The organism is Methylophilus sp. UBA6697, assembly GCF_002454655.1.
Taxonomy (GTDB): Bacteria; Pseudomonadota; Gammaproteobacteria; order Burkholderiales; family Methylophilaceae; genus Methylophilus.
Genome location: NZ_DKJH01000023.1, coordinates 77,531 through 91,727, shown reverse-complemented (window position 1 = coordinate 91,727; position 14,197 = coordinate 77,531). Strand labels below are relative to the sequence as shown.

Annotated in this window: 11 protein-coding genes; 2 read left to right on the top strand and 9 right to left on the bottom strand. The window is 53.8% G+C overall.

Annotated features, from left to right (window positions below; all coding sequences use genetic code 11):
- Nucleotides 1-4 precede the first annotated feature (4 nt).
- On the top strand, nucleotides 5-376 hold the full coding sequence (locus B3355_RS07180) for a YidH family protein (RefSeq protein WP_292782005.1): 372 nt from the start codon (nucleotides 5-7) through the stop codon (nucleotides 374-376).
- A 44-nt stretch (nucleotides 377-420) separates the two neighbouring features.
- Here B3355_RS07180 and B3355_RS07175 read toward each other — a convergent pair whose 3' ends face one another.
- From B3355_RS07175 to B3355_RS07135, 9 genes are all read right to left on the bottom strand, one after another.
- Nucleotides 421-1,584 carry an efflux RND transporter periplasmic adaptor subunit gene (locus tag B3355_RS07175; protein ID WP_292782001.1) on the bottom strand — a complete coding sequence of 388 codons (1,164 nt, stop codon included), beginning with the start codon at nucleotides 1,582-1,584 and terminating at the stop codon, nucleotides 421-423.
- A complete protein-coding gene (locus B3355_RS07170; RefSeq protein ID WP_292781998.1) occupies nucleotides 1,577-4,750 on the bottom strand; it encodes an efflux RND transporter permease subunit in 3,174 nt (1,057 codons plus the stop codon). The genes B3355_RS07175 and B3355_RS07170 overlap by 8 nt, the downstream gene beginning before the upstream one ends.
- Nucleotides 4,743-5,702 (bottom strand): DedA family protein/thiosulfate sulfurtransferase GlpE, encoded by a 960-nt coding sequence (locus tag B3355_RS07165; protein WP_019883280.1) that lies wholly within the window; start codon nucleotides 5,700-5,702, stop codon nucleotides 4,743-4,745. Before B3355_RS07165 ends, B3355_RS07170 begins: the two co-directional genes overlap by 8 nt.
- Nucleotides 5,703-5,742: 40 nt before the next feature.
- Nucleotides 5,743-6,831, bottom strand: a complete 1,089-nt coding sequence (locus B3355_RS07160; RefSeq protein ID WP_292781992.1) for a calcium:proton antiporter — start codon at nucleotides 6,829-6,831, stop codon at nucleotides 5,743-5,745.
- 70 nt (nucleotides 6,832-6,901) lie between these two features.
- Nucleotides 6,902-7,789, bottom strand: a complete 888-nt coding sequence (locus B3355_RS07155; protein ID WP_292781989.1) for a biotin/lipoyl-binding protein — start codon at nucleotides 7,787-7,789, stop codon at nucleotides 6,902-6,904.
- Between the two features lie 11 nt (nucleotides 7,790-7,800).
- Nucleotides 7,801-8,013 (bottom strand): DUF1656 domain-containing protein, encoded by a 213-nt coding sequence (locus B3355_RS07150; RefSeq protein ID WP_292781986.1) that lies wholly within the window; start codon nucleotides 8,011-8,013, stop codon nucleotides 7,801-7,803.
- The gene (locus B3355_RS07145) at nucleotides 8,010-10,196 is read right to left on the bottom strand and encodes an FUSC family protein (protein WP_292781983.1); all 2,187 of its coding nucleotides are present in this window, start codon (nucleotides 10,194-10,196) and stop codon (nucleotides 8,010-8,012) included. Before B3355_RS07145 ends, B3355_RS07150 begins: the two co-directional genes overlap by 4 nt.
- Entirely contained in the window at nucleotides 10,174-11,646 is a 1,473-nt protein-coding gene (locus B3355_RS07140; RefSeq protein WP_292781980.1) for an efflux transporter outer membrane subunit, read from the bottom strand. Before B3355_RS07140 ends, B3355_RS07145 begins: the two co-directional genes overlap by 23 nt.
- Nucleotides 11,647-11,708: 62 nt before the next feature.
- A complete protein-coding gene (locus tag B3355_RS07135; RefSeq protein ID WP_024930714.1) occupies nucleotides 11,709-12,212 on the bottom strand; it encodes a MarR family winged helix-turn-helix transcriptional regulator in 504 nt (167 codons plus the stop codon).
- A gap of 145 nt (nucleotides 12,213-12,357) precedes the next feature.
- Between B3355_RS07135 and B3355_RS07130 the strand changes: the two genes are divergently transcribed.
- A complete protein-coding gene (locus tag B3355_RS07130; RefSeq protein ID WP_292781976.1) occupies nucleotides 12,358-14,160 on the top strand; it encodes an ABC transporter ATP-binding protein in 1,803 nt (600 codons plus the stop codon).
- The last annotated feature ends 37 nt before the right edge of the window (nucleotides 14,161-14,197 follow it).

The window sequence follows — 14,197 nt, the reverse complement described above, 5'->3', positions numbered from 1 at the left end:
CCCTATGTCTTACCTTGACGACCCACGTGTATATTTTGCCGCCGAACGCACCTTGCTGGCCTGGCAACGCTCAGCGATTGCTCTGATGGGGCTGGGCTTTGTGATTGAGCGTTTTGGCCTGTTTATGCAACTGGTGGCTCACGATCACCCGCTGCCACATGCACAAAGCGCGTTGTCACTGTATATCGGGGTGGGGTTTATTCTCATCGGTGCCTGTACGGCCTTATTGTCTGCCGTACAGTTTCTGATATTTTGCCAGTCGCTGAATATCCAGGAAAAACCGCGCGGCCATGTGCTATGGTTACCGCCTGCAGTGAATCTGTTTTTGGCGGCGACGGCAATCGCCTTAAGCGGCTGGCTAATACTCACGCGCTAACAACCACGGGCCCGATATTAAGCCCGTTTACCAGCCCATTTTCGTTACTTGGGTGTGTCTGCGCCTGTAGCGACATTCACCAGAATACCATCCGTCACTCCGTCTGGCGGGTTTTCAATCACCTGATCCTGGCTGGTCAGGCCAGACTGCACTTCCAGGGTTTTGCCAAGGTCTCGGGCAATGGTAATCGTCTTTAATACCACTTTGTGATCCTGGCCGACTGTCGCCACTTTAAGCCCGTTCTGGTCAAAAATCAGGGCACTGGCCGGAATACTTAAGCGGCCAGCGGCATCATTCAGCGCCAAATTCACGTTGGCAAAACCACCTGGCAGGAAACGGCCCGCCGCATTATCCACCAGCAACTGCACCAATGTCGTTCCAGACGACGCATTAATAGCACCCGAAGTCGACTGTATGGTCGCCTCAAACACGGCGTCCGGCGAATCTGGCACCGTAAACTGCGCTTTGCCGCCTGGCTTGATCTGGCTGACATAGTTTTGCGGCACATTGATGTATAAACGCAATTTGCGGGTATTGGACACTTCAAACAATGGCTGTGCCGTCGTACCGCTATTGCCCGCATTAATCAGGGCGCCGGTATCGGTATTACGCGCCGTAACCGAGCCATCAAAAGGCGCCAGAATTTTAGCGAAGCTCTTGAGCGCAAGCAGGCGGTTCACATTGGCTTCAGCTGCTTTCACAATCGCCTGCTTGCTTTGATAGTCACCCAGCTTTTCATCGACTTCCTGCCGCGCGATCGACTGCGTTTTCAGCATATCCTGCCAGCGTTTGGCCGTGGTTTCCGCCAGCGCAACATTGGCCTGGGCACTAGCCAGGTCAGCCTTGGCCTGCAATAGCTCCTGGTCCAGGTCCGGCGTTTCGATTTCTGCCAGCAATTGTCCGTTTTTAACACTGCCGCCGATATCGACCTTCCAGTTTTTCAAATACCCGCTCACACGCGCATAAATGGGTGCACGGGCATAAGCCTCAAAGCGGCCAGGCAGATTCAGGCTGCCCGCTTCTGCGCCATGATCAGGCTGGCTGACACTCACCGTCGCCACGGCCTGTTTGTCTGTCCATGCTTTGAGTTTTTCGTGGTTGCCCGCGCGGCTGGTCACACCAATCACCACAATCCCAATCGCAGCCAGGGCCAGCAGCAGGCCACCCAGTTTAAGTCCACGGGAAGTCCCCGTCGTCGCATTACGCATGTACATCTCCGGTAGAAACACTGACAGGGCGCGGGTAGTGCTTTTTGTGGATGGCGTTAAACACCACCGGCACAAATAGCAGCGTAGCCACCGTCGCAAATAACAAGCCACCAATCACGGCACGGCCCAGCGGCGCATTTTGCTCCCCGCCCTCACCCAGGCCTAAGGCCATGGGTGTCATGCCAATCACCATTGCCAGCGCCGTCATCAGCACCGGGCGGAAACGTACAAAACCGGCATCAATCGCCGCAGCTGTCGCATCTTGCAACTCGGCCAGGCGCTCACGGGCAAAACTGATCACCAGCACACTGTTGGCCGTCGCCACCCCCATACACATAATGGCACCGGTGAGCGCAGGCACCGATAATGGCGTATAGGTCACAAACAGCATCCAGACAATACCCGCCAATGCCGCCGGCAGGGCAGAAATAATCACAAACGGGTCACTCCAGGATTGCAGGTTGACCACAATCAGCAGGTAAATCAGCACAATCGCACCTAGCAGGCCAAAAAACAGGCCGGTGAAGGCATGGTCCATGGTATACGCCTGCCCCAGCATGACCACACTGGCGGCCTTGGGCACCTGGTCTTTGGTCTCATCTAGAATCTTGCGGATATCGGCTGCCACGGCGCCAAGGTCTCGGTCCTGCGTACTGGCATGTACTTGCACCATAGGCTGGATATCATACTGGCTGACCACCGCATTGCCGACACTGCGTTTAAAGGTGGCAATCCCGCCCAGGGTCTGCAACGGGCCATCGCTACCGCTAATCGGCAAATTGGCCAGTGCATTCAGGCTATCCAGTTGATATTGCGGTGTTTGCAACACAATAGGATAAGTGACACCATTGGCCGGGTTAAGCCAGTAAGTAGGCGAGACTTGCGAGCTGCCCGCCATATTGATCACCATGCTATTGGTCACATCGCGCGTACTGATGCCGATTTCCTGCGCGCGGGTCTTATCAATGGCGATATCAAATGACGGACGGCTGCGTGACTGCTGGATACGCGCATCGACCACGCCTGGCACGGTGCGCACCTTAGCCAGCAACTGGTTGGCGTAAGCAAAGTCATCTGCCAGTTTGCCTCCGCGAATCTGGATATCAATCGGCGCAGGCGAACCGAAGTTCAGGATCTGGCTGACAATATCGGCAGGCGGAAACGAAAAGGTGGTATCCGGAAACTGCTTGGGCAACACTTCGCGCAAGGTGCGGATATAGTCGGCCGTCGGTGCATGATGTTCCTTGAGCGCAATCTGGATATCGCCATCATGCGCGCCGGTCAGGCCGGTATTGTTATAAGTCATGTTGATGCTGCTGATCGGCATGCCGATATTGTCGACAATGGTCAGTATTTCATCTGCTGGAATGACCTTTTTAATCGCCGCCTGAATATTGGCAAAACGGTTAGCCGTGTCTTCAATCCGCGTCCCCACCGGCACGCGCGCATGCATGAGAATTTGCCCGCTATCGACACTGGGGAAGAAATTGCTGCCCAGCATGGGGAGCAATAAAAACGACAGCATGACCACCGCCATAAAACCGGCCATAAACAAACGACCATGGTCGACAGCCAATATCAGGATAGCTTTATAGCCATGACGGATGCGCTCAAACCGGGCTTCAAACCATTGCTGAAAACGCACCAGCGGGTTACGGCTGACTGGTCTGTGCTCTTCATGCAGATGTGGCTTAAGCAGGTAATTCGCCATGGTCGGCACCAGCGTCCGCGACAAAATAAATGAGCTGACCATGGCAAACATCACCGCTTCAGCCATGGGCACAAACAGGTAGCGCGACACGCCTTCGAGGAAAAACATAGGCACAAACACGATACAGATACACAACAGCGACACAAACGCGGGCGTAACAATTTGTGCTGCGCCATCGAGAATAGACTGTTCGACTGGCTTGCCCTGCTCTAGGTGCCAGTTGATGTTTTCAATGGTGACTGTCGCTTCATCCACCAGTAAACCTACCGCCAGTGCCAGGCCACCCAGGGTCATGATATTCAGCGTTTCGCCGATGGCGGACAAGCCAATAATCGCCCCCAGGATAGACAGCGGAATGGAGGTGGCGATAATCAGCGACGAACGCCAGCTGCCCAAAAACAGCAGGATCATGAGGCTGGTTAAAATCGCCGCCAGCACGCCTTCAAACACCACGCCATCAATCGCGGCACGCACAAAAATAGACTGGTCATTGATCGGTGTGGCGACCAGCGTTTCTGGCAAGCCGGGTTTGATTTCTTCCAGCTTGGCTTTGATACCGTCAACAATGGCCAGCGTCGAAATCGCGCCATTTTTGAGGATGGTCATCAGCACCGAACGGTTACCGTCCACATGCACGATGTTGGTTTGTGGCGGGTTACCGTCACGTACCTGGCCGATATCGCGCATATACACGGTGGCACCATTGACTACTTTCACCGGGATATTGGCCAGGTCTTCAATCGCCGCGGCGGCATTATTCAGGTTTAAGGTGTATTCAATGCTGCCGATTTTTTGCGTACCGATAGGCACCACCATATTATGGGCAGCCAGCGCATTCGAAATATCCTGCGCTGACAAGCCACGTGCCTGCAATGCAGCCGGATTAAGGTCGATCTGGATTTGTCGGCTCTTGCCGCCATAAGGGAAAGGCACGCCCGCCCCAGGCACGGTCACCAGGCGGATACGCACGGCGTTCAGGCCGAGGTCAGCCAGGTTTTGCTCGGTCAGGCCTTTGCCGGACAAGGCAATCTGCAAAATCGGCACGGTAGATGCGTTGTAATTCAGGATCAGCGGTGGCGTGGTGCCGGTAGGCATTTGCCGCGTCACCGTTTGCGAGATGGCAGAAACCTGCGCATTGGCCGTGGCGATATTCACCCCGGCATGGAAAAAGATTTTAACGATGGCAAAACCGTTATAGGAGTTGGCCTCGATATGCTCAATATCATTGACGGTCGTCGTCAGCGTGCGCTGGTAAAGCGTGGTGATGCGGCCTGCCATATCATCCGGCGGTAAGCCGGTATATTGCCAGGCAACTGCCACCACCGGGATGCGGATTTCAGGGAAAATATCGACCGGGCTACGCATGGCAGACAGCGTGCCAAAAATCAAAATCAGCAGCGCCATGACCACAAAAGTATACGGGCGCTTGAGCGCAATCCCCACTACGTTAAACATGCATGTCCTTCATCATGGCTTCTTTTTCTGGCGTGGTGATCTCAAAACCAGCATCGCGCCAGGCATCTATGCCACCCGTCAGTGGGCGAATATTGCGGTAACCTCTGCCGATGAGTTTTTTGGCCACCTTGGCTGCCGTCACCTCATTGGGGCAAGAACAATACAGCACGACTGGTGCATCTTCATCAATCTCCAGCACCAGTTGGTCTACGTCCTCCAGCGTCACAAACTGCGCGCCTGAAATCCAGCCATCCTCTACCAGGTGTTTGGCCCGCGTATCGAGAATCACCGGCGCCGCGCCGCTATTCAACAGCGTATTTAATTCGTCGACGCTGATACGCGCCATGCGTAAACTCTTGATAAACCGTTGCCTGTCCCACCATTTGGCGGCGATAAAGGCCGTGATCAACACCAGCACCAGCAAGGTGCCCCACTTACCCATCTCGACCAGCGTGAGCATCAGCTCATCAATGGCAGAACTGAACAAATGCCCCAACCACAATGCGGAGCCCGCCCACAGCACGGCACCCAGGCCATCCATCAATACGAATAACCAGTAGCGTGTGCCGGAGGAGCCTGCCAGTGCACTGGAGATAGACGCAAAGCCGGGCACGAACTTGCAGACCAGCAAGGCAGGCGGGCCGAATTTCAGGTAGAGCGCTTCAGTTTGCCGGACACAGGTATCCGGCGATAAAGAGATTTTGCACAACTTGCCCATGACGCGTTTGCCATATTTGCGGCCCGCGCGATACCAGATGGAGTCGGCCATCAGCGCGGCAACCACTGCCACCAGCAACATTGCCGCAAACGAATATTGACCATTGCCAATCAGCACGCCTGCCAGCAACAAGGTCGGGTAGGCTGGTAAAGGCAAGCCCATTTGCTCAAGAAAGACGCTGGCAAACACGATCAGCAAGCCATATTGCTGTATCAACTCAAGAACGGTATTCATAAAGGATGATTAATTCGCGACAAACATTATAAAAACAACACTACATACCCAAAGCGGCCAGCATGGCAAAGGCCATAAATAATACAAAATGCGTCATGCCTTCAATCGCATTGGTTTCACCATCATGCAAATTGATGGTCGCGACAATCAGGGTCAGGAACGTCATCACCATCTGCGTCGGCGACAAACCGACAATCAGCGGCCGGTCTTCGATCAGGGCAATGGCTTCAATCACCGGCACAGTCAGAATCACCGTCGACAAGGTGGCACCCAGTGAAATATTCACCACGGTTTGCATGCGGTCATTCACTGCAGCCTTCAACGCTGTCAGTACTTCCGGGCTGGCCGCGATGATGGCGACCACAATCGCAGCCACAATAGGTGGCACGCCACTGCCGGTTAAACCGGCATCCATATGCATGCTCATTTCCTCAGACAGGAAACCGATAGTAATGATGCCGGCCAACATGTAAAGAATGGAAAATCTGACATCCGCGCTCATCGCGCCAGCCGACTGCCCGGTTTGTACCTGATGTTGGTCGCGGTAACTGAAATAGTTACGATGGCGCCCGGTTTGCATTTTCAAAAACAATGCATAAAACACACTCATGGTGACGATGGTAAACATGGAATACAAACGCCAGTGCTCGGGTGGCAAAAAGGCAGGTAAGGCCATGGAGATGCCCAGCGCCGTCATGATCATGACGATGTAGGTGTTGCCGGAGTTGACGTTGTACTCCACCTCGCCGTATTTAATACCGCCGACAATCGCACACAAGCCCAAAATACCGTTGATATCGAGCATCACCGCAGAGTAAATCGCATCCCTGGCAAGCGTGGTCGACGAGGTATGGCTGAGCATCATGACAATAATCACCACTTCGATGATGACCGCGCTGATGGTCAGTATCATGGTGCCATAAGGCTCTTTGAGCCGTTCGGCCACATATTCCACCTGAAAAGACAGCTGAAAGGCCAGGTTGATAATCAGCAGCACAAACAGGATAGAAATGGTCAGCGACTCGGGCTGGCCGATATGCATGACTTTGTCGGCTTGCGCCAATGCCAGGTAGGCGATAATGGAAATAATCAGGGACAACAGTCCCGTTGGCGGTTTGTCGGTAAGCATGCGCTTAGATTGTGATCAATGAATAACCATCTTAACAGAGACTGTCGGGTTCTGTTGCATGTGGCCCTGCTTATCCATGCCTGATCACCACCGAACATGTCATCCCGGCGACCAGTGGCATCGCGGCTGGAATCTGGTCGAGGTGGATACGCACCGGGATGCGCTGTGCCAGGCGCACCCAGTTAAAGGTCGGGTTCACATTGGCCAGCAAACGGATATCGGTCGGGTTATCGCGGTCGGTAATGCCATGGGCAATGCTTTCGACATGGCCTTTGAGCGTGGCATGACTGCCCAGCAGCTGCACTTCGGCCGCGTCCCCCACCTGGATCATATTTAATTTATGCTCTTCAAAATAGCCATAGACCCAGAATGAGTGCTGGTCAATCACCGCCAGCTTGGCCGCGCCTACCTGGGCAAAATCACCCGGGCGTACCAGCAGGTTAGACACCCAGCCATCAACCGGCGACCGCACCACGCTACGCTCGAGATCGAGTTTAATTTTTTCCACCTGGGCCACGGCGGCCTCATATTCGGCTTTGGCAGCGAGTGCGCCCAGATCGGTATCCTCACGGTTTTCGCGTGAAATGACTTCATCATCCAGATGCGCACGGCGGGCAGATTGCTGTTTTTTCATCTCCCAGATGGACTTCTTCTGTTGGGTCACAGCGATGGCTTCTGCCAGCGCATGCTGGTAATGCATAGTGTCTATACGGAACAGCACGTCGCCTTTGTGTACATACTGGTTATCACGCACCGGCACTGCGGTCACCAGCCCGGCCACATCCGGCGCAATATTCACCACATCGGCGCGCACACGGCCATCGCGCGTCCACGGGTAATCGGTATAGCGCACCCACAACTTGTATGCCAATAACCCGGCCGCCAGCGCGATTGCCAGCGTAATACAGACGCGCAGGATACCTTTTGTTGCCTTAAACCAAATACGCTGTGACTGCATAGACGAGCCTTTCAATACACCATCAAACCAAACACGGAAAACAAGCCAAAAAACAAGGAAACCCTTAACAAGGCCGGATACCACACCAATTCGTAAATCCCCCAGGCAGCCAATACTTTATCAATCAGCCAGATCGCCGCAGCGGCGAGCAAAAATGCCACAAACAAGGTGGGCACATGGGCATCCAGAAAAGCAAACTCACGCGGAATCCATGCATGCATCATGAGTCAGCTCCGGTTGGCGTTAAAGCCTGGTCCTGCAGCACCTCTGCCGCGATGACCAGCCTGATAAAATGCAATTGCGTGGTGAGCTTTCGCGCTTGTGAAGGCAGGAGTGCATCGGCATACTCCCCGCCTTGCAACCAGGCCAGAAAATGATCCAACCATTGCAACACTGCTTGCTGCTGCGCCAACCCTGGCTGCTTGTAATAACTGGCGACCAAAGTCAACGTGCGTTGCACTAATTGATAAGGCTGTGCCAATACCCCCCTGGCAACCGCACGTAACGCCAACACGGCATGCCCCACCTCTAGCGCAGCACACAAGGCTTCTACCACACGCACACTTTCAGCCTCTTGTGGGCGGTGCACACTGCCGGAACGCTGGATCAAATCGCGCGTCCGCATTTCAAAAACGGGCGCAGTCATGCTCGCATGTAGGCAAGCATCGACCACTAGCTTGCGTAATTGCGTAAACACACGGGCCTTGGCCCAGGGGCTCGCTGCATAATCCGTCAGGCTGAACATGATGCCGGACACCACCAGTGCCACCATGAGTGCAATAGAGTCGTTAAAATATTTGACTGGGTTATCGCCCAGCGCCTGGTTGAATCCCACCATCAAAAAGTAAGCAATGCCCAATCCCGCGCCCACCAAGGTGGTGACTGGCCGTGCACTTAGCCAGGCGGTGAGCAAAACCGCAGGCGTAATCACGATACAGAGCATGACATAATCATGTGCCGCGGTGAGCCAGAATACATTGCTGATGTACACCAGCACGATGCCCAGCAACACCCCTACTGAAAATTGACGGATAGTAGCCATTGGCGCCGGACTAGCCGCAAACAAGGTGCTTGTAATCACCCCCAGCGTCATGGCCAGGATACCGGAGGGCCAGTCTATGGTCATCCAGATGGCCGCCAGGATCAGCAAGGTGAGTGCGCCACGGGTCGCCGCAATCGACACCGGCAACCAGTCAATGTGCATATGCAACTGGTCAGCGGTGAATTCACGGCTCGCCACTTTGCGCGCACGTGGCTGCGCCACTAACAATGCATAGGTGTCCAGGTAGGCAGTCAACTCTTTTGCCAGGCGCGACAGCAATTCTCCACCGGTTTCCACCTCCAGCTGATTGACCTCCGGATGCATCATCAAGTGTTGTAACTGCACCGCCAGGCGCGCATCAAAATCATGTTGAAACGCTGCGACAGCTTGCTGCACCCGGGTGATGGCTTCAGCATGACTAGCAGGCTGCCCGTCTATGAGCACCGCGGCAGATAAGGGCTGCATCAAGACCTGCAAAGCGTCTGCTTCCTTTGACGCCACACGGGTTTGTAAACGCTGGATCAGCCTCTGCAAGACGACATAGGTCGTAGAAACTGCCATAAACTGCACATTGAGCCGGTTGATGGTTGCACTATGTACCCGCGCATCATCCGTTTCAAACTGCGCAGACGAACGAAATGCCTCCAACTGATAAATATCTTGCATGAACTTTAAAAACGGCTGATTGAGCCCAGCAGGTGCGCCGGTGCCCAGTAATACGCTGAAATCGCGAAACTTGCTGCGTACGACTGCCTGAATGTTCTCCCACAGGCGTTGCGGCAGCACCAGCTCACTGACCAAGGTCGCACTTAATAAACCGACGCCAATTTCAGACATGCGGGTTGAGGCGATTTGGAAGGTATGCCAAGGCGTCAGCGTCGCAGGCAAGCCGACAATACACAAAGTATAGCCAGCCAAGACAAATCCATAAGACTGGAAGTTACGATATACCAGCGAGCCTGCCGTACACATGCCTATCCACAGTGCTGCCGCAATAAAAAACGGGAAGCGGTCTTGTGCAAACCAGGCCACCAGCAACATGGAAAACAAAATCCCGATCACGGTACCGATCAGGCGGTAATAGCTTTTGGTGATCACCATGCCGGAGCGGAAATGCATGACTATCACCACCGTCAGTAAGGCGGTTGCCGGTTGATCCATCTCCATTTTCAAGGCCACCCACAACGCCAGGAAAGCGGCCAACAGGTATTTGAACAAATAGCCAATCAGCGGAAAGTCCTGACGGTACCAGTCGGCAGCTGCCTGGTGCAGGCATACGGCCGCCAGCCGCATGCCTTGCCCAAGTGTAGCAAGACCTGCAAAAAACCACTGTATCGCGCGATTAATGTGTTGTGTGCTCAGCATCGATCACTCCTCCACCCAGCGCCAGCATCAATGCCGCATAGGCTTCCAGCCGCACCGCCTCCTGTTCCACCAGAATGCCTTTTTGTTGCAATACCAGTGCGTTGGTTTGCAGACTCTCCACCAGGTTGCTTAACCCGGCGCGGTAATTCTTCACCGCTAAGCTGTGCGCCTGTTCGGTTTTTGCCAGCGCCTGCTGCGTATTGTCAGTTTCGGTCGCTACCGTATGCAAGATGGAAAGCTGATTTGAAATACCTTCCAGTGCCTTGAGAATAGTCGCGTTGTAATCCTCTACCGCCATGTCATACAGCGCCGTTTCTGCCGACAGGTTAGCCCGGCGCTTACCGCCATCAAAAATAGGCAAAGACATGGCCGGGCCGAGGTTACCGACCAAACCGGCACTGGAAAATAGGCCGGAAAACGCCAGTGCCTGAAAGCCGATATAGCCCAACAAATTGATATTTGGGTAAAACGCTGCCTTGGCACTTTGAATATGTTTTTGCGACGCTTCAACCCGCCATCTGGCAGCGACAATATCTGGCCGACGCCCGACCAGGTTTGCAGGCAAATGATCAGGCAAACCGATACTGGCGGACAAACGCAATGTTGGGCGCTCTAGACTGTCACCCGCACCCGGCCCTTCACCACTGAGTGCTGCAATCTGATTTTTTAATAATGTCAGGTGCAACTCAATTTGCACCAGCTTGTTTTGTGCTGCAGGCAATTGCGCCTCCAGGCGGCTCAGGTTTAATTGCGTATTCAGCCCGGCAGCCAGCGCTTTTTTAGCAATGGCAATCTCATGGCGTAGGTCATCCAGTTCCTCTTCTGCCAGGTCGCGCCATTGATACTCTGCCGCCAGGCGGATATAGCTTTTCACCATGGCCGCCGTCAACTCAATCTTCACCTGCTGCATTTCAGCTTCACTGACATGGGTCTCATCCAGCGCCGCCAGCCACGCTGACTTCTGCTGTTTCCATAAGTCCAGGTTGTAAGACATGTCTACCGTCGCCTGGTTGTTCCAGTTAAAGCGGCCTGCCCAGGGTTTGGGGATAAAACTCAACTCAGTAAAACGCTCACGTGACGAGCTGACTTTACCGCCAACATTCGGCAAGGTCGTCGCATGTGCCTGCTCAGCCATGGCGGTCGTCAAGGCGATGCGCGCTGTGGCTTTTTTCAGGTCAGGATGATCGCGCAGGCTTTTTTCGACCAGACGATCCAACTGCGTATCCTGATACGCCTGCCACCAATGCTCAGTCGGCCAGGCAATGGCGGAAGCATCTTCTATCGTTTTGCCCAGTGCCAGTTTATCTTGCGCCAGCGGTTGCGACGCGGGGATGATGCCTTTGGAGCTGATGCAGCCATTTAATAACAGGGCCAATAACCAGACACCCCAGCGAAACACTCTCACGGGTTGGTGCGGCAATATGGCAACGATAGTCAATGGCATAAACATAAAGTATGGTTATTGATAGTATGGAATCAAACCAAATAACTAAAAAATTTTACTGGTTCAATTTACTTGATTAAATCGACCCGACTGGCCAACGTGGCGAGATCGGCAATCAAGGCATTTCTTTCCGGCTTGCCCAGCACATTCATAAACTGCGTGACGCATTGCACATACACCGGCATCACTTCGTCCAATTTTTGCTGTCCGGCCACCGATAAGCGGATAAGAAATTTGCGTCTGTCATTGGTATCCATAAAACGGGACACCAGCCCTTCGCGCTCCAGGCCGTCAATAAAGCCCGTCATCGTCGCCTTGGTCACACCGGCCTTGTCAGCCAACTCTGAAGGTGAAGAGGTCAGGTCGTCCTGGCGCATGAGTAAAACCAGCACCCACCAGCGACCTTGCAACAGCCCATGTTGAGCCAACAACGCATCCAGTGCAGACGAAATATCCGACGCTGCACGCAAGATGCTGACGAAATCAGAAATGGCCGAAATGTCTGTGCCGGGATAACGTGTCACAAACTTTTCCAGGCTTTTGGAGGTAGGTAATTCTTTAAGCAGCAACATAATACGGATCAATATAGTATGGAATCAAACTAAATGCAAGTAAAAAATATATTTTGCCAAGAGAATGATCAGGTCATTGATATGATTTTTCTGGTTTAATTAAACATATCTTCAGCTTCTTCAATGCCTGGCATCCTATTCATCTGTGAACCTGACAAATTCCCCCATCCCGCAGAAAGCCGTCCGTTTTCTGTTTTTGTATATCACGCGCCGCCCCTGGTTGTTTGGCTCCGTGTTCCTCATCATCATCGGCGCCGCCAGTTCAGCGGTTGGTGTGCAATATGCCATGAAGCTGCTGGTGGATGCCATGGACAGTTCGGTACGATCCACCGCCCATGTCTGGGCGCCTTTATTCCTTTTCCTGGTATTGATCACCGTCGAGAACCTGTTGTGGCGGTTGGGTGGCTGGCAAGGTTCCCGCGCCATCGTAGCCAGCGGGGTCGATATCCGGCTAGACCTGTTCGAACATCTGACAGGCCATTCGATGCGCTACTTCAACCAGCACTTTTCAGGCGCACTGGGCAACCGCATCACGTCTACCGCTGCGGCTACCGGTGAGATATTTGCCACGATGTTCTGGCGTATCCTGCCGCCGATCACCGATTTTCTTGGTGCCATTCTCGTACTAACGACCATTCGCTGGCAAATGAGTTTGGGCTTGCTGTTCTCAGTATTATTTGTCGCCGGCCTGCTCATCCTCTTCGGCATCCGCGGTCGCAGGATACATGACAATTACGCCAGGCGATCCTCCGATGCCAGCGGCAAAATGATCGATGTAGTGAGTAATGTGTGGACAGTGAAAGCGTTTTCCGCCCGCTATCGCGAAAAACACAGGCTGTCGCGCGAATTGAACAGGGAAGCCAAAGCGCACCGGCGCAGCTGGATGTATGTAGAACTGGCACGCGTGATTCATGACATGTGCCTGGTCGTGACCGGCGCGGGCATGCTGGTCTGGTCCATATTACTCTGGCGCGCCGGCAGCATTAGTACCGGCGACGTGGTCATCGTCAGCACCCTCACCTTCAGGATATTGCATGGTTCGCGAGACCTTGCCCTTGCCTTGGTGGGCACTGCCCAACAATTCGGCATCATCAATGAAACACTCAAAGTGATTGCGCTGCCACACTCGGTCAAAGACCCGGCTGAACCCTCACCACTTAAAGTCGAAAGCGGTAATATCCTGTTTGACAACGTGTCTTATACCTATCCGGATGGTCACAAAGTGTTTGATAACCTGTCATTTGAGATCAACGCCGGTGAGAGAGTCGGCCTGGTCGGGGCTTCCGGTGCCGGGAAATCGACCTTGATCAGCCTGATTCAGCGCCTGGATGATATTCAGGGCGGTCAGATCCTGATTGACGGCCAGCGCATCGACCAGGTCTCACAAGACAGTTTACGGGCAAACATCTCCGTCGTCCCGCAAGACATTGCCCTGTTCCACCGCTCGGTGTTCGAGAATATCCGCTACGGCAACCCAGAAGCCTCGAACGAAGAAGTATATAGCGCGGCACGCAATGCCTATTGTGACGCCTTCATTCGCGGCTTGCCCAAAGGCTATCGCACGATTGTGGGTGAAAAAGGCATCCGCCTGTCGGGTGGACAAAGACAACGTCTGGGCATCGCCAGGGCTTTTGTGAAAGACGCCCCAATTTTGATATTGGATGAAGCCACGTCTGCGCTGGACTCCCAGTCTGAAAAAGAAATCCAGTCAGCCTTAGCCTCACTGATGCAAGGGCGGACCGTGTTAGCCATCGCGCACCGGCTTTCTACACTCGCCTCATTCGATAGAATCATCGTGTTGAAAAATGGGGTAATTATTGAAGATGGCCCGCCAGACGTGTTGCGCGCGAATGGCGGCCCATTTGCTGAGGCATGGCAACTACAGGCTAACAGTCTTGACCCGCAGGCAACCGATAAATTGGCAACCACGGATCCTAGCTCAAAGTAAGCTGCAGCATCCATAAAAAAGCCCTGCTCAACCGAAC

What these genes read in the sequence shown, in the direction of transcription:
- B3355_RS07135 (WP_024930714.1), bottom strand. Translation starts at nt 12,212, where the DNA reads ATGTTGCTGCTTAAAGAATTACCTACCTCCAAAAGCCTGGAAAAGTTT.
- B3355_RS07145 (WP_292781983.1), bottom strand. Translation starts at nt 10,196, where the DNA reads ATGCTGAGCACACAACACATTAATCGCGCGATACAGTGGTTTTTTGCA.
- B3355_RS07150 (WP_292781986.1), bottom strand. Translation starts at nt 8,013, where the DNA reads ATGATGCATGCATGGATTCCGCGTGAGTTTGCTTTTCTGGATGCCCAT.
- B3355_RS07180 (WP_292782005.1), top strand. Translation starts at nt 5, where the DNA reads ATGTCTTACCTTGACGACCCACGTGTATATTTTGCCGCCGAACGCACC.
- B3355_RS07170 (WP_292781998.1), bottom strand. Translation starts at nt 4,750, where the DNA reads ATGTTTAACGTAGTGGGGATTGCGCTCAAGCGCCCGTATACTTTTGTG.
- B3355_RS07175 (WP_292782001.1), bottom strand. Translation starts at nt 1,584, where the DNA reads ATGCGTAATGCGACGACGGGGACTTCCCGTGGACTTAAACTGGGTGGC.
- B3355_RS07165 (WP_019883280.1), bottom strand. Translation starts at nt 5,702, where the DNA reads ATGAATACCGTTCTTGAGTTGATACAGCAATATGGCTTGCTGATCGTG.
- B3355_RS07160 (WP_292781992.1), bottom strand. Translation starts at nt 6,831, where the DNA reads ATGCTTACCGACAAACCGCCAACGGGACTGTTGTCCCTGATTATTTCC.
- B3355_RS07155 (WP_292781989.1), bottom strand. Translation starts at nt 7,789, where the DNA reads ATGCAGTCACAGCGTATTTGGTTTAAGGCAACAAAAGGTATCCTGCGC.
- B3355_RS07140 (WP_292781980.1), bottom strand. Translation starts at nt 11,646, where the DNA reads ATGTTTATGCCATTGACTATCGTTGCCATATTGCCGCACCAACCCGTG.